The sequence below is a fragment of the Malaciobacter marinus genome, assembly GCF_003544855.1.
In the GTDB taxonomy this organism is placed as follows: Bacteria; Campylobacterota; Campylobacteria; order Campylobacterales; family Arcobacteraceae; genus Malaciobacter; species Malaciobacter marinus.
Genome location: NZ_CP032101.1, coordinates 856,734 through 876,250, shown reverse-complemented (window position 1 = coordinate 876,250; position 19,517 = coordinate 856,734). Strand labels below are relative to the sequence as shown.

Sequence of the window (19,517 nt, the reverse complement as noted above, 5' to 3'; positions counted from 1 at the left end):
AAAAAAGACCCGAAAATGCAAGTGAAATTGGAGGCGCAGATTTATCCGTGCAAAAAAGCCCCGAATGAATTCGGGGTTCCGAAACCTGATAGTATTACAATTTTATTTTTTTTATATCTTTTATACTATCAAGTACATATGTTGCTTGTGATTTTGTTTCATCAAACTTTTGCCCTGATTTTACTTGTATTGTATTTTTGATTTTTGCATTTTGGGCGCATTTTATGTCTGAGTCTTTATCTCCTATTAACCATGAGTTTTTTAAATCTATATCATATGCTTTACAAATTTCATCTATCATACCAGTTTTTGGTTTTCTACAATTACAGTTTGCTTCAGGAGAATGGGGACAATATTTTACTTCATGGATTTTAATACTGTTTTTTTCAAACTCTTTTAGCATCCAAGATGTTAGTTTTTCAAAATCCTCTTTTTGATAATAAGCTCTTCCTATTCCTGATTGATTTGTTATTATAAATAGTTTGAATTCTTTTTCTTGCAAATACAACAAAGCATCCATGACTCCGTCTATAAACTCAAAGTCTTCTATTTTATAAACATAGTTTTTATCTGTATTTATCACGCCATCTCTATCTATAAAAAAGGCTTTTTGCATATTTCTTCCTAATCTTAATAAAGTGCGGTTGTAGTATTTACAACTCCTGCTTCATTTAATTTTTTACAAATATTATCAAGTGTTTCATTAATATTCAATTCTATTTGTTCTTCTTCATTATTTACTTTAATAAAAACGCAGTCACCTTTTGCTGTTTTATAAGTAATAGTATTTTCTTCTATTCTCCAATCATCGCTTCCAAGAGTTATAACTTCATTTAAATCATCTATTTTTCCATGTAATAAAAAATATGATTGTAAGGAACTAGTTATTGTAGAGATATCTCTTTTTACTGTTGTAATAACTGCTGCATTTTTTGTATTCATATATTTAGGAATTGCATAACTTCCTATTAAAGCTAATAGCACCAAGACAAAAATCAATTCTAGTAAAGAAAAAGCACTTTTCATGATAAACCTTTTATAATTTTTTTAATTATATTAGGTTTTTAATAAAAATAAAATTATTTATTATTTTTATTAAATTTCATCTTTTTTTTCTTCTATATATTCACTTATTGCATCTTTTATATTTTCTAGTTTTTTGGGGTTACCTTGAAGTCTTTCAAAGTGCTTGTTTATATCTTCATTCTCTTTGATTTTTATATCAGCAATACTTGAACAAATATCTAAAAATACACTATAAGGAACCTCATCTCCTCGTTTTAAAAAATGTATTGCTCTTTGCAAAGATACAAAAGGATTTACGCTTATTTTTGAAAGATTATTAACTTTTGTATTTATATATGAGATAAACTCTTTTCTTACATCACTTTTTATAACTGTAACTTCTTTTGTATTCACATCTAAAACACATTCAAATCCTACTTTTGTAGAATCAAAATCAAAGCCATCAATTGTAAACTCAAGTGTTTTATTTTCAAACTTTGGTCTAAACACAAACTGAAAGATATCATCATGGAATTTATAAGTTAAAGAGTTATTTTCATACTCAAAAAAGCTTTGATCCAAGCATTGGTTTAGCTCTTCCATCATCTGTTTTGATGGAAAAATCATATCCAAATCCCTAAAAAGATCTTTTTTTATACATGAACCTGCTAAATAGAAATTGACTTTTGAAAAACTTGGCTTTCTTACAAGTACATTTTGAAAAAAGTAATTTAAAATATTTATTACATTACAAAGTCTTATATCAAAACTCATTTGTAATTCATATGGTATAAACTCATCATATTTTTGCCAATGTTTTTCATATATCATAGTTAGCCCTTGTTTTTTAGTTTTTCTTTTAAGATTTGTTTTCCAGATTCTACTCCTGGTTGATTATAAGTGTTTATTTGTACAAACTTTCCAACAACTGAGGTTAGAAGCTGATAACTATACATTAGTTTTGCTATGTTGTATTCATCCACTCTATTTATTGTTATTACATCATGTGGAATATCACCTAATTTCTTTAAAGACTCTATTGTAGCATTTGCTTGTTCATCTATTAATTTTGCAAAAGTTAGATTATCAACATACTCTAATTCTTCAAATCCATTAAGTGTATTTGAGGGTATTTTTGTCTCATCTTGAAAGTCTGCTACTTTTATAAAAGTAACTGTTTTATCTCTTTTTCCTTCTGCTATTAATTGTAAAAATGAGTGTTGATCTACAGGTCCTATTAGGCCTATTGGAGTTAAAGCTTGTTTTGTGCCATTTATATTTATTTTTCCTAAGCTTTCACCCCAAAGTTGAATATACCACTTATTAAATCCTTCCAAACTAGCAGAGTATGAAAAAACTACATTTATATTGAATCTATTTTTATTTTCAACCATAAATCTTGCTTTTTCCATGATTGTTTCATAATACCCTTTTTGATTAAAAAAACTATTATGAACTTCTTTAGCACCTTTTAATAAATTATCTATATTTACACCCAAAATTGCTAAGGGTACAAGTCCTACTGTTGAAAATACAGAAAATCTTCCACCTACATTTTTAGGAATATCAAAAGTTGTCATATTTTGTTTTTTTGCAAAGCTTGTTAGTTTACTATCTTCTTCACTTATGATTGCACAATTTTTAGCATCTATTGTCACTAAAGAAGCTAAATACTTAAAAATAGATATTGTTTCTATAGTTGTTCCTGATTTACTAATTATTAAAAATAAAGTATCTTCTAAATCAAGTTTTTTAACTCTTTGTTTAATATCAGTAGGATCAGTTGTTTCAAAAAAATGAAGTTTTTTATCAAACTCTTTTGTTCTTTTTAAAAACTGATATATAGCAAATGTACCTAAAGTACTTCCACCAATACCAACAATAGCAATATGTTTTTTTGATACTTGTTTTGCATACTCTTTTATTTTTGAAGTATCTTGAAAAGGAAGTGAATAATAACCAATCTTTGTTATTTCATCTTTTACATAATCAAATATTGTTTGACTTGATTTTATTTGATAAAAACTTTTACTATATTGCATCTATTTCCTTTTATTTGTATTTAATGAATTTAAAACTGCTATTTTTTACTCGAATAAATTCGAGTTTCCTAAATTTTTTTATAAAAGTGGTTTGTTGCTTCTACAAAGCCATCTATACTTCCACAATCAAATCTAACTCCATCAAACTTAAATCCCAAGACCATTCCTTTTTTTGCTTGAGTTAGCAAGGCATCTGTTATTTGTATCTCACCACCTTTTCCAGGTTTTGTGTTTTCTATTATTTCAAAAATATCTGGTGTTAGGATATATCTTCCAATAATTGCAAGGTTTGATGGCGCATTTTCTGGCTCTGGTTTTTCCACCATATTATCAATCATGTAAATACCTGATTCAATCTCTCTTCCTGAAATTACTCCATATTTATTTGTATGCTCTTTTGGTACTTCTTCAATAGCAACTATACAACACTGATATTTTTCATATAAATTTACCATCTGTTTTAAAACACCGTCTGTTTTACTATCACATAAATCATCTGCTAAAATCACTGCAAAAGGTTCATCTCCAATTAGGGTTTGTCCTGTTAAGATTGCGTGTCCTAAACCTTTCATCTTTGTTTGTCTAGTATATGAAAAAGTACAGTTTTCTATCACATCTCTAATTTCTGTTAAATAGTGTTCTTTACTTGACCCTTTTATTTGATGTTCTAATTCATATGAGATATCAAAGTGGTCTTCAATAGCTCTTTTTCCTCTTCCTGTTACTATTGCCATTGTATTACAACCTGCGTCAATAGCCTCTTCTACCCCATATTGAATAAGTGGTTTTGTAAGTACTGGTAACATCTCTTTTGGTGTTGCTTTTGTTGCTGGTAAAAATCTTGTTCCATAGCCTGCTGCTGGAAATAAACATTTTCTTATCATCTAAAATCCTATAAAATCATCTTTAATTAAAAAATTATACCTAAAAACTTTTAAAGTATTTGAGGTACGTCTATATTTGTCTCTTTATTTGTATCTGCCACACTTTCAAATACAACTTCAATTGGTGCTTCTGAATTATTTTGTTTATTAACAAATCTTGTATACTGTTTTTGGAACTCTAATTTTACTGTTCCTATTGGCCCATTTCTTTGTTTTCCTATAATAATCTCTGCTTCTTCAACTGCTTTGTTAACAAAAGTAGATTTATACTCTTCACCTTTATCTTTTGCTTCTTTCTCTTTTCTTGCCTCATCTCTTTCTTTATAAACATCATCTCTATATACAAACATTATGATATCCGCATCTTGCTCGATGGCTCCTGATTCTCTTAAGTCACTAAGCATTGGTCTTTTATCAGGTCTATTTTCAAGTCCTCTGTTTAACTGAGAAAGTGCAATAATTGGGATTTTCATCTCCCTTGCTAACATCTTAAGTCCCCTTGAAATATCAGATACCTCTTGATGCCTATCTTTATTTCCTGTACCTTGCATAAGTTGTAAGTAGTCAATAACTACCATTGATATATTATTGTCTTCATTTTGAGCTAATTTTCTAACTCTTGCTCTTAATTGGTTGATATTAACACTTCCACCATCATCAACAAAAAGTTTTTTTTGATTTAAATCTTCAAAAGCTCTTGAAAGATTACTCCATTGATCATCATCCATATCACCTTTTCTTAAATTTTGTAAAGGAATTGAAGTTTTTGCAGCAAGCATTCTTAGCATAAGCTGTTCTGCTGGCATTTCCAGTGAAAAAAGCACCACACCTTTTCCTGCTTCTACATTTGACAAAGCCATATTTAGCACAAGTGCAGTATTATGAGTTACGGTCATATCTTCTAATAAAAATAGTCTATTCCCATCTATTTCAAAACCATAATATTCATCTACTATATCTTTTTCAATTTTGATTCCTGTTTGATTCCATGTTCTATTACAATTCCACTGTTTTGCTTTTTTTCTCTCAATTTTAGTGGGAATAATATCAATATTGCCAAAAATCCTAACTCTATAAACATCAGAAACAAAATCTATTTTTTTAATTGAAGCCTCTTTTTTTATTAATGAAGTTCTAAATCCTAAAGTATCACATAAATATTTTATCTGTTTTGCAAGTAATTCATTTTTTTGTGTAATTTCAAAACCATTACAAGAACTATCAAAATATCCATCACTATCAATCAATCCTGCAAGTAACTCTAATCTCTTTTTTTGTGAATTTACTAAATAGTTATGAGGAATATGTTTATTACCTAATAAATTTTCATCTCTTAAGTATTTCTGTAAAGAAAAAGCTGTTTTGCCATCAACTTGTTTTTGATTAGTTATTGAATATTCTGGGCATTTTTCTTCATGAATATATTCTCTTAAACTAAGACCTAGTTTAAGAGAATAATTATTTAAATATTCAATTACTTCTTTATCTTTTGTATAAATTGATACTTTTTTTGACGCACCATCACCTAACCAAAGTCCTAAAAAATATGGTTCAATTAAAGTTTCTTTATTTTCAAACTCAACTGCAACTTTATAGCCTTTATAGTTACTTTTAAACTTTTCTGATTTTTCTAAATACTCTTTAATATTTATATTTAAGATATCTCCATTTTTATGAGGACCTTCAGTTCTACTTCTTTTTAAAGATAAAATATGAGATTCATTTACTCTATAATCTATTGCTTTATTTTGTCTTACCCAATACATTTGTTCTACACCTTTTGTAGTGGATAAAACATTTCTTGGTGTTGAATCATCACCCATAAGTTGGTCACCAACTTTTATATCTTCAACATTTTTTAAAGTACCATCATACATTACAACTTTTGTACCTCGCCCTAAGCATTTCCCCATGGCTGGCCTTGCTGCTATAATTACTAGGTCACCTTCATTAAATCCTGTTGTTCTTTTATCTAAATCATGAAAACCTGTTGTTTCACCTATTAGGTGTTGGTTTCCTAGTTCTTTCATTTTTTTGATATAGCTTAAAGTATCACCTGTGATCTCTTGCATATCTTTTAATTCAGATGTAGCACTATCTGTTGAGATTTTGTATAATGCACCTTGAATTGTATCTAAAGCTTCGTTTGCTGGGATATCTTCTTCTATTGATACTTTTTTTATAGTAGTTGCTAGTGATGCTAGCTCTCTTTTAACACTTCCATCTTTTATCTCTTTTACATAAGCTATTGTATTTGTTATAGGGTTTGCTGAAAGTATTTCTATTAGTATTGAGTCATCAACATCTTTTGTGCTGATTTTTTTTCTTATAAAATCTTCATCAACTGGCATATCATCACGATAAAGATTACTCATAACTTCAAATATTTTTTGATGTGCAGGTAGATAAAAATCTTTTGGTTTTAACATTGATAGAATTTCTTCTATCTCATCAGGGTTGAAAAGTATTGAGCTTAAAACTGCTCTTTCTATATTAATGCTATATACACTATCCATAAAATCTCCATATTTATATAAAGATTTTATTATATCTAATAGTAACTAACAAGCAAAGAAAAATAAAACTTATTTTTTCTTTGCTTCTTCTTCTACTTCTTGTAAAAATCTATCAAGTAGTTTATCAGTTGGAAGTTTTGCTATTGTTTCACCTTTTTTGATGATTAATCCACTTCCTTTTCCATAAGCTATTGCAACATCTGCTGATTTTGCTTCACCAATTGCATTTACAACACATCCCATAACTGAAACATTTAAAGGGGTTTTTATATGCTTAGTTCTTTCTTCAACTTGGGCTACTGCACTTACTAAATCAGCTTCAATTCTTCCACAAGTTGGACAAGAGATTATATTTAGTCCCTCTTTTACTAATCCTGCATCTTTTAATATAGCTCGCCCTACTTCAATCTCTTTTTCAAGTTCACCTGTCATTGAAACTCTTAAAGTATCTCCTATTCCATCAAGAAGTAAACTTCCTAAGGCAATTGAGGATTTGATTGTTGAGTGAAATTGTGTTCCAGCTTCTGTAACTCCTAAGTGAAAAGGATAGTTATTCATAGGTCTTAAGCCTCTATAAGCTTCTACTGTTCTTTGAACATCACTTGCTTTTAAAGATACTTTAATATCAGTAAAACCTAAATCTTCAAGATATTTGATATTGTAATCAGCACTTGCAATCATTCCTTGTGCTGTTTGTCCATATTTATTTTCAAACTCTTTTTCCAAAGAACCACAGTTTACACCAATTCTAATAGGTAAATTTCTTTCTTTGCAAGCTTTTACAACCTCTTCTACTCTTTTTTTATCCCCAATATTTCCAGGGTTAATTCTAATACAATCAACAACTTCAGCAGCAATTAATGCAAGCTTATAATGAAAATGTATATCAGCAACAATAGGTAAACTCACTTGCTCTTTTATACTTTTTAAAGCAGTAGCTGCTTCTTTATTTGGTACTGCTACTCTTACAATATCAGCACCTGCAAAATGCAGTCTTTTTATTTGCTCAACAGTTGCTTGAACATCTGATGTTTTAGAATAAGTCATAGATTGTACAGGAATTGGTGCATCACCACCAATTGGAACATTTCCTACATAAATCTTTTTTGTTGGGTATCTTTTTATCATCTTAAAATTTTATCTAATTATTATTAATCTTTCATGAATATTTTCAATTGATGATTTTCTTAATATTGTGTAATTATACTGTAACATTTTAATAATATGAAAGTTTTACAAATGTATAATAATTATGACTAATATTTTAATTAAAAGACATATTAATGCTATATAGACAAAACGCTTATAAATTTTTACTACTTTTTGTAGTTTTGGCACTTAGTGTAGTACTTTTCACTTCTTTATACATCCATAACAAAGAGAAAAATTTACTTGATTCAAAATACAAAGAGAGTGCTAAAAATACCAAAGAGTTTATAAAAAATCTCATTGAGAATAAACAAAATGCCACATTGGCCATTGCTATTTCCCTTGCAAAAGATGATAGATTATATTCATATATGAAAAATAAAACTTATAAAAACTTTGAATATGAAAAAATCTCATCTCAAATGAGAAAATACACAAAATTCAAAAATGTTTGGATTCAAATCATTGATAAAAATGGAACTTCAATATATAGATCTTGGACAAAAAAAACAAATGATAGTTTATTATTTAGAAAAGATTTAAATAAGATGTTAAAAAAACAAGACATTACTACTTCAATTAGTGTTGGAAAATTTGATTTAAGTATAAAAGCTAGAACTCCAATATTTAATGATGGAAAGTTTTTAGGTGCTTTAGAAGTAATAACACACTTTAATTCAATAAGTAAAAAACTTAAAAAAAGAGGTATTAACTCAATTATTGCAGTTGATAAAAAATATAAAGATAGGTTGATTTTCTCTTTGACAACAAACTTTGTTGATGATTATTATATTTCTAATTTAGATGCTTCTAAAAAATTTATAAACTATTTGAAACAAAATAATATAAATAACTATTTTAATATAAAAGATTACAAAATAGAAAATACTCTTTTTATCACTTCATATGAACTAAGAGATGACAATGGCGGTCATTTAGCTTCTATTATTAGTTTTAAAGATAAAAATAATATAGATATTCAAGCAATTAAAGATTATAAAAGACAAATGATAATGCTTGTAGTTATTCTACTTATTATTTTAGTTTTTATTTTTACTTTATATATATATAATATTGATTCAAAAAATGTAAATAGGTTAAATAGTAGATTAAAAAAACATATAAAACAGCTAAAAATTCAAGAAAATAAAAAGCAATCAATTTTGGATTCACAATCAAGTATTATGGTTATAACTGATGGAGTTAATATCATAAATGCAAATAAACAACTTCTTAAATTTTTTAAAGATATAAGAACATTACAAGAGTTTAGGAATAAATATGTTTGTGTTTGTACTCAATTTATTGATATGCAAGATAGTTCATATATTTTTGATAAAGATTATGATGGCAAAAATTGGGCTGAATATATTCTTTCTAAGCCACATAAAAACTTCAAAGCTGCAATGAAAAATCATTATGGAAGTATAAGGCACTTTTCAGTAAAAGTATCAAAAGGTGAATATGATGACTATATTATAGTTACACTTGCAGATATTAGCTCTGAAATAGAACAAAAACAACAGCTGAAATATTTAAATAATAATTTAGAAAAATTAGTAAATAAAAAAACATTGGAACTTAAAAAATTAAATGAGTCTTTAGAAGATAAAATCAAAGATGAGATTTTTAAAAGTCAAGAAAAAGATAGACTTTTATTTCAACAATCAAAAATCACAGCAATTGCTGAAACCTTAAACAATATTGCCCATCAATGGAGACAACCTCTTAGTACAATAAGTACTGCAACAAGTGGTATGCAATTACAAAAAGAGATGAAAATTTTAGATGATAAAACTTTTAATGACTCTTGTGAAATGATTTTAAGAAGTACAAGAACCTTATCAAAAACTATTGATAATTTTTCTAACTTTTTTGTTCAAGAAAAACAAAAAATTGAATTCACACTTAGTGAGTCAATTCATGAAACACTAAAATTTCTAAATTCAACTTTTGAAGAAAAAAGTATTATTATTGATTATAGTATGGATAAAGATATAAAAATTTATGGATATAAACAAGAGTTTCAACAATCATTATTGAGTATTTTTGATAATGCAATTTATGCAGTTTGCACAAATAAAGATATTAAAAATAGAATCATTTCCATAGAGATTAAAAACAATTGTTTAAGTATAAGAGATTCAGGAGATGGAATTGATGAAGAGGATTTAGATAAGGTTTTAGAACCATATTTTACAAAAAAACATCAAGCTTTTGGAATTGGGATGGGACTTTATATGGTACAAGAGCTTTTAGTAAAACATATGAAATATGAAATTGAGGTTAAAAATAGTACTTTTAGTTACAATAACAAAGAGTATTATGGTGCTTTAATTTTCATAAATTTTAATTAAACTTCTATTTTGAAAAACTTAGATATAATACGCAATATTTACAAAAGGAACTAACGTTGCAAGAGTTTGGTATTTTTGATATGGTTGTAGCTGGTATTACCGTTATTTTAGGTCTTAAAGGTCTATTTAGAGGTTTTATCAAAGAAGTGTTAGGTATTGTAGGAATTATTGGGGGTATTTTTATAGCTTCAAGATTCTCTTTAGAAGTTGGAAATTTAATTGCTCCTGTTTTAGCTTTAGAAAATGAAGCTACTATAAAACTTATTGGTTTTATTGTTGCATTAATTGGATTTTGGGTTCTTGTTTATTTTATTGCTTTAATATTAAGTAAAATAACAGACTTAAGTGGTCTTGGTGCAATAAATAGAATTCTTGGTTTCTTATTTGGTAGTGCAAAAATATTTTTAATCTTCTCTGTAATTGCTTATGCTTTATACCAAGTCCAATCATTCAAATCTGTAATAAATGAAAAAGTTGGAAACTCTATTACATTCCCTTACTTAATTGATGTTGGGGGATACATTATAAAACTTGACACAACTAAAGTTACTAAAAATATCGAAAGTGGTGTAGATAGTGTTGTAAATAAAACTAAAGAGACTATCAATAAATCAATCGAAGAAAAAGTTTCGCAAGAGATAGATAAAGCTACAAATGAAGTAGTAAAAGATTCAACACAAATTAAAGAAAATATAGATCAAAAAGAACAAACAACAAATCAAAATGAAGTTAAACAAACAAATACACAAGAAGAAATAAAAAAATAATAGTAAAGGAAAAATAGATTGTTTGAAAATAAATATATACAACAAAGAATAGAAAAAGCAAATACTTTAAAAGAATTAGGTGTAAATCCATATTCAAATTCAAGTAAAAGAAATACAACTATTAGTAAATACCTAAATGTTAATACAGATATCTTTCAAAAAGAAGATAAAAGAGATGAAAATAGAAACTATACAGTTGCTGGAAGAGTTAAATTTTTTAGGCTTATGGGAAAAGCTAGTTTTTTAAAAATAGAAGATGAGAGTGGAATTTTACAAATTTATGTAGCAAGAGATAATCTTCCAGAGGGATTTTATAATAATATTTTCAAAAAGAATGTAGAAGTTGGTGATATTATTGAAGTTAGTGGTTATCCATTTGTTACAAACAAGGGTGAATTATCACTACATGTGCATGAGTTAATAATACTAACAAAATCTATTTCTCCACTACCTGAAAAATATCATGGGATTCAAGATAAAGAGTTAAGATATAGACAAAGATACCTAGATTTAATTATGAACTCTCAAGTAAGAAAAACTTTTCATATTAGAAGTAGAGTTATAAGTTTAACTAGAAGATTTTTTGAAGATAAAGGCTTTTTAGAAGTTGAAACTCCAATGATGCACCCAATTCCTGGTGGAGCAAATGCAAAACCTTTTGTTACTCATCATAATGCATTAGGTGTTGATAGATTTTTAAGAATTGCACCTGAATTATATTTAAAAAGACTTATTGTTGGTGGATTTGAAGCAGTATTTGAAATAAATAGAAACTTTAGAAATGAAGGAATGGACGCAACACATAATCCTGAATTTACTTCTATTGAATTTTATTGGGCATATAAAACACATAAAGATCTAATTGAAATAACAAAAGAGTATTTTGAATATTTATTTGAACATTTAGATTTACCTATGACTTTACCTTATGGTGATAAAGAGATTGACTTTACAAAATTTAGTGAAATTCCACTAATTGAGTCATTAACAACAGTAGGAAATGTTCCAGCAGATATAACAGAAGATAAAGATAAAATATTAGCATATTTAAAAGAGCATAAGTTAGAAGCTGATGAAAACTTAAACCTTGGACAATTACAAGGTGAGTTATTTGATGCTTTCGTAGAAGATAAACTAATCAACCCAACATTTATTACAGAATATCCAGTTGAGATTTCTCCACTTGCTAGAAGAAGTGATGAAAAACCTCATTTAACTGATAGATTTGAATTATTTATTGCAGGTAAAGAGATTGCAAATGCTTTTAGTGAGTTAAATGATCCAGTTGACCAACTAGAAAGATTTGAGGGACAAATGGCTGCAAAAGATAAAGGTGATGATGAAGCACATGAGATGGATGAAGACTTTGTAAATGCTTTATCTTATGGTATGGCACCTTGTGCTGGTGAAGGAATTGGTATAGATAGACTTGTAATGATGCTTACTAATGAGCATTCAATTAGAGATGTAATACTATTTCCAGCTATGAAACCTATCAAAGGTGAAATAGATTTACACGCTGATCAAGAGTAAACTAAGGAAAACAAATGAGTTATATAACAAGCGCAAACTTAGAACAAGCAGATGAGAAAGTATATTCAATAATACAAAAAGAGTTAAAAAGACAAACAAATCATTTAGAGATGATAGCAAGTGAGAACTTTACAAGCCCAGCAGTAATGGAAGCAATGGGTTCAGTATTTACTAACAAATATGCTGAAGGTTATCCATATAAAAGATATTATGGAGGTTGTGAATTTGCTGATGAAGTAGAACAACTAGCAATAGATAGAGCTTGTGAGATTTTTAATTGTAAATATGCAAATGTACAACCACACTCAGGAAGCCAAGCAAATGGTGCAGTATATGCAGCATTATTAAAAGCTGGTGATAAAATTTTAGGTATGGATTTATCTCATGGTGGACATTTAACTCATGGTTCAAAACCATCATTTTCAGGAAAGAATTACTCTGCTTTTTATTATGGAGTTGAGCTTGATGGAAGAATTAATTATGATAAAGTTTTAGAAATTGCAAAAATTGTTCAACCAAAAATTATTGTTTGTGGTGCAAGTGCATATGCAAGAGAGATTGACTTTAAAAGATTTAGAGAAATAGCAGATGAAGTTGGTGCTTTTCTTTTTGCTGATGTTGCACATATTGCAGGTTTAATTGCAGCCAATGAACATCCATCACCATTTCCACATGCACATGTTGTAACAACAACTACACATAAAACATTAAGAGGACCAAGAGGTGGACTTATATTAACAAATGATGAAGATATTGCAAAGAAGATTAATTCAGCAATATTTCCAGGAATTCAAGGTGGGCCATTAATACATGTAATTGCAGCAAAAGCAGTAGCATTTGGAGAGATTTTACAAGCATCATGGAAAGATTATGCAAAACAAGTAAAAGCAAATGCAAAAGTATTAGCAGATGTATTAGTAAAAAGAGGATATGATTTAGTAAGTGATGGAACAGATAATCACTTAGTATTAGTATCACTTTTAAATAAACCATTTTCAGGAAAAGATGCAGATGCAGCACTTGGGAATGCAGGTATAACAGTAAATAAAAACACAGTTCCAGGTGAAACTAGAAGTCCATTTGTAACAAGTGGTATTAGAATAGGAAGTCCTGCATTAACAGCAAGAGGAATGAAAGAGAAAGAGTTTGAGTTTATAGCAAATAAAATTTGCGATGTTTTAGACGACATTGAAAACACAAAACTTCAAGATGATATAAACAAAGAACTTGAAGCTCTTGCTTCTAATTTTGTTATTTATTCTCAATCTACTTACTAATAAGGATTAGTTATGGAAATTAAAGGCGAAGACTTTTTAAAAAAAGTACAAAAGAAACAAGAAACAGAAGAGTTAGAACAAAGACTTTCACAACTTAAAGGTGATGAAGAAGATGTTCAAACAAACCAACAATATTACTCAAAACCTAATATGCAAGATGATGATGCTGTTAAAGTAGATATTGATGATCAAGAACTAGGAGATATTATGTTAAATGGTGCTTCTAATAATTCAGGTCAATCAAATGAAACAAATAAAAGAAAATATTTGATTTTGGGACTTGTTTTAATAATTCTTTTTTTATTAACAATAGTTATTATTCGTCTTTTAAATAGTCCTAGTGATGATGACTCATTTTCTAATACACAAGAGAAAACAAATGAAGAGAAAAGTTTAGAAAATGACAGTATTGAACAACAATATCAAAAAATAATTGATGAAAAATTAAAAAATATTAAAGAACAAACAAACCAAACAGAAGAAGTAAATACAGAAGATAGTGAGCTAAATATTGATTCTATTGAACAAAAAGAGAAAAAAGTAGAAGAAGAAGCAGCAAAACCTGATGTTTTTGGAATTAAAAAAGAACAAGAAGAAGCTAAAAAAGAAGTAGTAAAAAAAGTAACAAAACCTGTTGTAAAAAAACAAGAAGTAAAAAAACAAAAAACTACTAAAACAGTTAAAAAATCAACTAATACTTCTAAACCAAAAGGAACTTTTGTTCAAGTTGGTGCTTTTTCTAAGCAACCAGCTAAAAAATATCTTGAAAAGATAGAAAAAAATGGCTTTAATTATACTATTTATAAAGTAACTGTAAATGGTAAAGTTTATAATAAAGTATTAGTAGGACCATATAACAATAGAACAAAAGCAGAAGAGAATATGTCAATAATCAAAAGAAAGCTAAATATATCAAGTGCTTTTATTCTTAGATTTTAAGGGCACTTTGTAATGACATTTTATTCAAAAGAGCTTTTTTTAGACCAGTTTACTCCTGTTTCAATTTATGAAAAAGTAAAAGAACTTTATAAAGATGAAATTACTTTTTTATTTGAAAGTACTATCAATTCAAGCGATGGAAACTACTCTTTTATAATAGTAGGAGATAGAGAAAGGGTTTGGTACAAAGATAATAAATGCTTTCACAAAGATGAAGATGGAAAGATAAATGAAGTTGAATCAAATCCTTTAAAATTTCTTCAAAAATACTATAAAAAGTTTGATAAAAAACTTTTCAAAGAAAAAGCAAGAGAGTTAGGAATTGGACTAATTGATGGCTTTATTGGAAATATAGGTTATGATATAGGTAAAGAGTTTGAACCAAAACTAAAAAAATCTATGAGTAACTTAACTGATCAGTTAAATATTCCTGATGTTGATTTAATAAGACCAAAAATGATTTTAGGCTTTTCTCATAAAACTTCAAAACTTGTAATGGTTACCTCGCTTAAAGAGTATGAAAAACAGTTAGATATTATAGAAAAACAGTTACATACTCCTTATACTTTTACACCTTTAAAAAAAGCTACACTTTTAGATGAGGGAAAATTCAACTATACAAAAGAACAGTTTTTTGAAATGGTTGACAAATCAAAAGAGATGATAAGAAGTGGAGATGTTTTTCAAATTCTTATGTCAAATAGATTTATTCAAAAAGCAAAGGTTGACCACTTAAGTTTTTACAGAGCCTTAAGAAGCAAAAATCCTAGTCCATATTTGTTTTTTTTAGAGTATGAAGATTTTTGTATTGCGGGTAGTTCTCCTGAGGTTATGATAAAACTTGTAGATAATCACCTACTTTTAAGACCAATAGCAGGTACAAGAAAAAGAGGTAAAACATTAGCTAGAGATTTAGAGCTTGAAAAAGAACTACTTGATGATCCAAAAGAGAAAGCAGAACATCTTATGCTTGTAGATTTAGGTAGAAATGATGTAGGAAGAGTTGCTCAAGCTGGAACTGTTAAAGTTACTGATTTAATGAGAATAGAAAAATATTCACATGTAATGCATATTGTTTCTGATGTTGAAGCAGTCATTGATGAGCAGTATGATATGTTTGATTTATTTGCTGCAACATTTACAGCTGGTACTATGACAGGTGCTCCAAAAATTAGAGCCATGGAACTAATCGCACAATTTGAGGGTATTAAAAGAAGTTTTTATAGTGGAAGTATTGCATATTTTGGATTTGATGGAAATATGGATAGTGCAATAACTATTAGAACAACACTTCTTACAAAAGATAAAGTTATATTCCAAGCAGGTGCTGGAGTTGTTGCTGATTCTGTAAATGAGCTTGAGTATCTTGAAGTACATAATAAACTTGCTGCAAATATAGCAACATTGAAAGAGTTATCTTAAAAGATACTCTTTTTTCTACTTTATTCTTATAAAATTAAATATTAGATAACATAATTAAAAACTAACAAAAGGATACATAGTGTTACTTGGAGTAAATATTGACCACATTGCTGTTTTAAGAGAAGCAAGAAAAATAAATGATCCAAATCCTCTTGATGCTTTAGGTATTTGTAAATTAGCAAATGCAGATCAAATAACTATTCATTTAAGAGAAGATAGAAGACATATACACGATGATGATGCAAAAAAAATTATAAAGAGCTCAACTTTACCTGTAAATTTAGAGTGTTCAATAAATGATGAAATTATTGATATTGTATGTAAATTAAAACCACAAAGAGCAACTTTAGTTCCTGAAAATAGGCAAGAAGTAACAACAGAAGGTGGTCTTGATATAAAATCAAATTTTGAAAAAATCAAAAAAGCTATTAAAAAACTTCATGATAATGAGATTGAAGTTTCACTATTTATAGATCCAAAAAAAGAGACAATAAAACTAAGTAGTGAATTAAAAGTTGAATGGATAGAGCTTCATACAGGTACATTTGCAAATATTTATGCAATGTTATATGGAAATTTAAGAAATACTCATCATAGCATCAAAGAGTTAGAACTACCAAGACAAGAGCTAAAAGTGATGCTTAAAGAGTCAAAAAAACAGATAAAAAAAGCTTCAAATAAAGCAGATCAATTAAACTTAAAAGTTGCAGCTGGACATGGACTTAACTATCAAAATGTAAGTTTGATTTCTTCTATTAAAACTATTAGTGAATTAAATATTGGTCAAAGTATTATTGCAAGATCGGTTTATACTGGATTACATCAAGCAATATTAGATATGAAAGAGTCAATCAAATGAAGCATAAAATAGCAATATCTATTGGTGATTTAAATGGAATTGGTTTACAAATTGCATTACAAAGTCATGAAAAAATAAAAAAAATTTGTAAGCCAATCTATTGTATAAATAATGAAATGCTAAAACAAGGTGCAAAACTTCTAAATTTAAAAATTCCTAATGATTTTGAAATTCATAAAACTAATGGTGAGTTTGAAATTAAGCCAGGACAAGTATCTAAAAAAAGTGGCAAATATTCTTATGATTCATTTATAGATGCAATAAATCTTACAAAAAAAAGAAAAACAAATGCTGTTGTAACCTTACCTATAAATAAAGAGTCATGGAATAAAGCTAACATTGATTTTAAAGGTCATACAGAAGTTTTAAGAAGTTATTTTGGACAAAATGCAATTATGATGTTAGGATGTAAAAAAATGTTCGTAGCACTTTATACAGAACATATTGCACTAAAAAAAGTTCCTAAAAAAATCAATGAAGAAGATTTAACAACATTTTTATGTAGTTTTTATAAAAATGTAAACCAAGATAATATTCAAGTATTAGGTTTAAATCCCCATGCTAGTGATAATGGAGTTTTAGGAAATGAAGAAGTTGAGATATTTAAAGCAATAAAAAATGCAAATAAAATATTGAAAAAAGATATTTTCAAAGGTCCAGTTGTACCTGATACTGCATTTTCAAAAACAAATAGAAAATCTTGTAAATATTTTGTTTGTATGTATCATGACCAAGGTTTAGCACCATTGAAAGCTTTATATTTTGATCAAAGTATAAATGTAAGTTTAAATCTTCCTATTATTAGAACCTCAGTTGACCATGGAACTGCTTTTGATATTGCATACAAAGATGAAAATATTAATCAAAAAAGTTATTTAAATGCCATAAAAGAAGCAATAAATCTAATAAATAGTAAAAAATGAAAACTTTAGAAGTATGCTATGAACTTGATTTTTCAAAAATTAGTTTTTTAGAAAGAAAAGTAAAAATAAAGAGTAAAAAAACATTTGTTTATGGAGCGCCTAAGTGTGGAAAAACATATTTAATATATGACTATCTTGCGAATTTTGACACAAATGATTATATCTATATAGATTTTAAAGATTTTAGGAATGATTTAGAAGAAATAAGAGTTCATTTAAGTAGTTTTATAATTGAAAAAAAAATCAAGATTTTAGTTTTAGAGAATTTTGATTTTTCATTTGAATTACCAAAATGTGAAAGTATTATTATCTCAAATCATAATAAATTAACTCTTGAAAACTTTGAACATTTGCATGTAAAAGCACTAGATTTTGAGGAATATTTACTTCATGAAACTAGATTTCACACAGCAACTCAAGCATTTAATAACTTTTTAAAATATGGAAATATGCCAGGAGTTGTAAATTTAGAAGAGCATACAAAAGAGAGAAGATTACAAGAAATATTAAGATTATATACAAAAGATGAGACTTATGAGTATATACTTAAAATTTTATTTTTAAATATTGATGAGAAAAAATCACTATATCAATTATTTAATACACTTAAAAATCAAATAAAAATTTCAAAAGACAAATTTTATGCTACAGTTAAAACTTTTGAAAACTCAGGATTAGTCTATTTTTTACCAAAATATAATCAAGAAAAAGCAATAAAGAAAGTTTATTCATATAATCATGCTTTTTTGAATGCAATTTCTCATGCAAAAAAATTTAAAAATGAGTTTACAAATATGGTTTTTTTGCAACTTGAATCAAATTTTGAAAAAATATATTATCTTGATAATATCGATTTTTTTATTCCAAGTGAAAATTATGTAATTTTATCTATTCCCTTTTTTAATCCTTTATTAAAAAAAGGAATAGAAAAGAAATTAAATAAAGTTTTAAAAGAGAATGAGATTAAAAAGATTGATATTGTAACCGTAGGTTACAGTGAAAACTTTTTTATAAATGATATTGAAGTTGAAGTATTACCTTTTTTTGAATGGGCAGTTAGTTAAAAGTTTATCTTAAATCACTATTAATTTTTTTTTAGATATAATCACCAAATTCTAAAAGGAAATAAATGAATAAAAGAGTACTTGTTAAATTTTCTGGTGAGGCATTAGCTGGTGAAGAAGGTTACGGTATAGATACTCAGATTTTGGACTATATCGCAGATGAAATTAAAAACTTAGTTGATAATGGTATTGAAGTAGGTATTGTTATTGGTGGAGGTAATATCATTCGAGGTGTTACTGCTGCTGCTGATGGTGTAATTAAAAGAACTAGTGCTGATTATATGGGTATGCTAGCAACTGTTATAAATGGTGTTGCTATGCAAGAAGCATTAGAATATAAAGGTTTAAATGCAAGACTACAAACTGCTATAAAAATGGAACAAATTGCTGAGCCATTTATTGTAAGAAAAGCTATTAGACACTTTGAAAAAAATAGAGTTGTAATTTTTAGTGCAGGTACAGGTAATCCATACTTTACAACTGATACTGCTGCAACTTTAAGAGCAACAGAAATAAATGCATCTATGTTAATTAAAGCTACAAAAGTTGATGGTATTTATGATAAAGATCCTATGAAATATGATGATGCTGTTAAACTTGATACTATTTCATATGATAGAGCGCTAGAAGATCATATTAAAGTGATGGATGATACTGCAATTGCATTAGCAAAAGATAACAAACTTCCAATTGTAGTTGCTAATATGAGTGAAAAAGGTAACTTACTAAAAATCATCAATGGTGATACTAGTAAATGTTCAATTGTTAAATAAAAAGGAT

Annotated in this window: 17 protein-coding genes; 10 read left to right on the top strand and 7 right to left on the bottom strand. The window is 27.5% G+C overall.

All coding sequences use genetic code 11. The annotated features are described in order from the left end of the window. Positions 1-94 precede the first annotated feature (94 nt). The 7 genes from gmhB to ispG all read right to left on the bottom strand — a co-directional run bounded on the left by gmhB (position 95) and on the right by ispG (position 7,575). Entirely contained in the window at positions 95-616 is a 522-nt protein-coding gene (gmhB, locus tag AMRN_RS04295; protein WP_099311639.1) for a D-glycero-beta-D-manno-heptose 1,7-bisphosphate 7-phosphatase, read from the bottom strand. 14 nt (positions 617-630) lie between these two features. Further along, entirely contained in the window at positions 631-1,026 is a 396-nt protein-coding gene (locus tag AMRN_RS04290) for a type II secretion system protein (protein WP_099311638.1), read from the bottom strand. A gap of 69 nt (positions 1,027-1,095) precedes the next feature. After that, a complete protein-coding gene (locus AMRN_RS04285; protein ID WP_099311637.1) occupies positions 1,096-1,836 on the bottom strand; it encodes a Gabija anti-defense Gad2 family protein in 741 nt (246 codons plus the stop codon). Between the two features lie 2 nt (positions 1,837-1,838). Then, positions 1,839-3,047: a glucose-6-phosphate isomerase gene (locus AMRN_RS04280; RefSeq protein WP_099311636.1), complete on the bottom strand. Its 1,209-nt coding sequence runs from the start codon at positions 3,045-3,047 to the stop codon at positions 1,839-1,841. A gap of 68 nt (positions 3,048-3,115) precedes the next feature. After that, positions 3,116-3,931: a UTP--glucose-1-phosphate uridylyltransferase GalU gene (gene galU, locus AMRN_RS04275; protein WP_099311635.1), complete on the bottom strand. Its 816-nt coding sequence runs from the start codon at positions 3,929-3,931 to the stop codon at positions 3,116-3,118. A gap of 50 nt (positions 3,932-3,981) precedes the next feature. Next, entirely contained in the window at positions 3,982-6,447 is a 2,466-nt protein-coding gene (gene dnaB, locus AMRN_RS04270; RefSeq protein ID WP_099311634.1) for a replicative DNA helicase, read from the bottom strand. A 69-nt stretch (positions 6,448-6,516) separates the two neighbouring features. Further along, a complete protein-coding gene (gene ispG, locus AMRN_RS04265) occupies positions 6,517-7,575 on the bottom strand; it encodes a flavodoxin-dependent (E)-4-hydroxy-3-methylbut-2-enyl-diphosphate synthase (protein WP_099311633.1) in 1,059 nt (352 codons plus the stop codon). 155 nt (positions 7,576-7,730) lie between these two features. Here ispG and AMRN_RS04260 point away from each other — a divergent pair, with 155 nt between their 5' ends. The 10 genes from AMRN_RS04260 (at position 7,731) to pyrH (ending at position 19,510) form a co-directional block, all read left to right on the top strand. Next, the gene (locus tag AMRN_RS04260; protein WP_099311632.1) at positions 7,731-9,953 is read left to right on the top strand and encodes an ATP-binding protein; all 2,223 of its coding nucleotides are present in this window, start codon (positions 7,731-7,733) and stop codon (positions 9,951-9,953) included. 56 nt (positions 9,954-10,009) lie between these two features. Next, entirely contained in the window at positions 10,010-10,720 is a 711-nt protein-coding gene (locus tag AMRN_RS04255; RefSeq protein WP_099311631.1) for a CvpA family protein, read from the top strand. Positions 10,721-10,738: 18 nt separating this feature from the next. Further along, positions 10,739-12,253 carry a lysine--tRNA ligase gene (gene lysS, locus AMRN_RS04250; protein WP_099311630.1) on the top strand — a complete coding sequence of 505 codons (1,515 nt, stop codon included), beginning with the start codon at positions 10,739-10,741 and terminating at the stop codon, positions 12,251-12,253. Positions 12,254-12,267: 14 nt separating this feature from the next. Further along, positions 12,268-13,530, top strand: coding sequence for a serine hydroxymethyltransferase (locus AMRN_RS04245; RefSeq protein WP_118897367.1), 1,263 nt, complete (start codon positions 12,268-12,270; stop codon positions 13,528-13,530). A gap of 12 nt (positions 13,531-13,542) precedes the next feature. After that, positions 13,543-14,469 (top strand): SPOR domain-containing protein, encoded by a 927-nt coding sequence (locus AMRN_RS04240; protein ID WP_099310107.1) that lies wholly within the window; start codon positions 13,543-13,545, stop codon positions 14,467-14,469. Positions 14,470-14,481: 12 nt separating this feature from the next. Then, positions 14,482-15,891, top strand: coding sequence for an anthranilate synthase component I family protein (locus AMRN_RS04235; protein ID WP_099310106.1), 1,410 nt, complete (start codon positions 14,482-14,484; stop codon positions 15,889-15,891). A 79-nt stretch (positions 15,892-15,970) separates the two neighbouring features. Next, positions 15,971-16,750, top strand: a complete 780-nt coding sequence (locus AMRN_RS04230) for a pyridoxine 5'-phosphate synthase (RefSeq protein WP_099310105.1) — start codon at positions 15,971-15,973, stop codon at positions 16,748-16,750. After that, positions 16,747-17,673 (top strand): 4-hydroxythreonine-4-phosphate dehydrogenase, encoded by a 927-nt coding sequence (pdxA, locus tag AMRN_RS04225; RefSeq protein ID WP_099310104.1) that lies wholly within the window; start codon positions 16,747-16,749, stop codon positions 17,671-17,673. Before AMRN_RS04230 ends, pdxA begins: the two co-directional genes overlap by 4 nt. After that, positions 17,670-18,737 (top strand): ATP-binding protein, encoded by a 1,068-nt coding sequence (locus tag AMRN_RS04220; protein WP_079578741.1) that lies wholly within the window; start codon positions 17,670-17,672, stop codon positions 18,735-18,737. The genes pdxA and AMRN_RS04220 overlap by 4 nt, the downstream gene beginning before the upstream one ends. 65 nt (positions 18,738-18,802) lie before the next feature. After that, a complete protein-coding gene (gene pyrH, locus AMRN_RS04215; protein WP_079578739.1) occupies positions 18,803-19,510 on the top strand; it encodes a UMP kinase in 708 nt (235 codons plus the stop codon). The last annotated feature ends 7 nt before the right edge of the window (positions 19,511-19,517 follow it).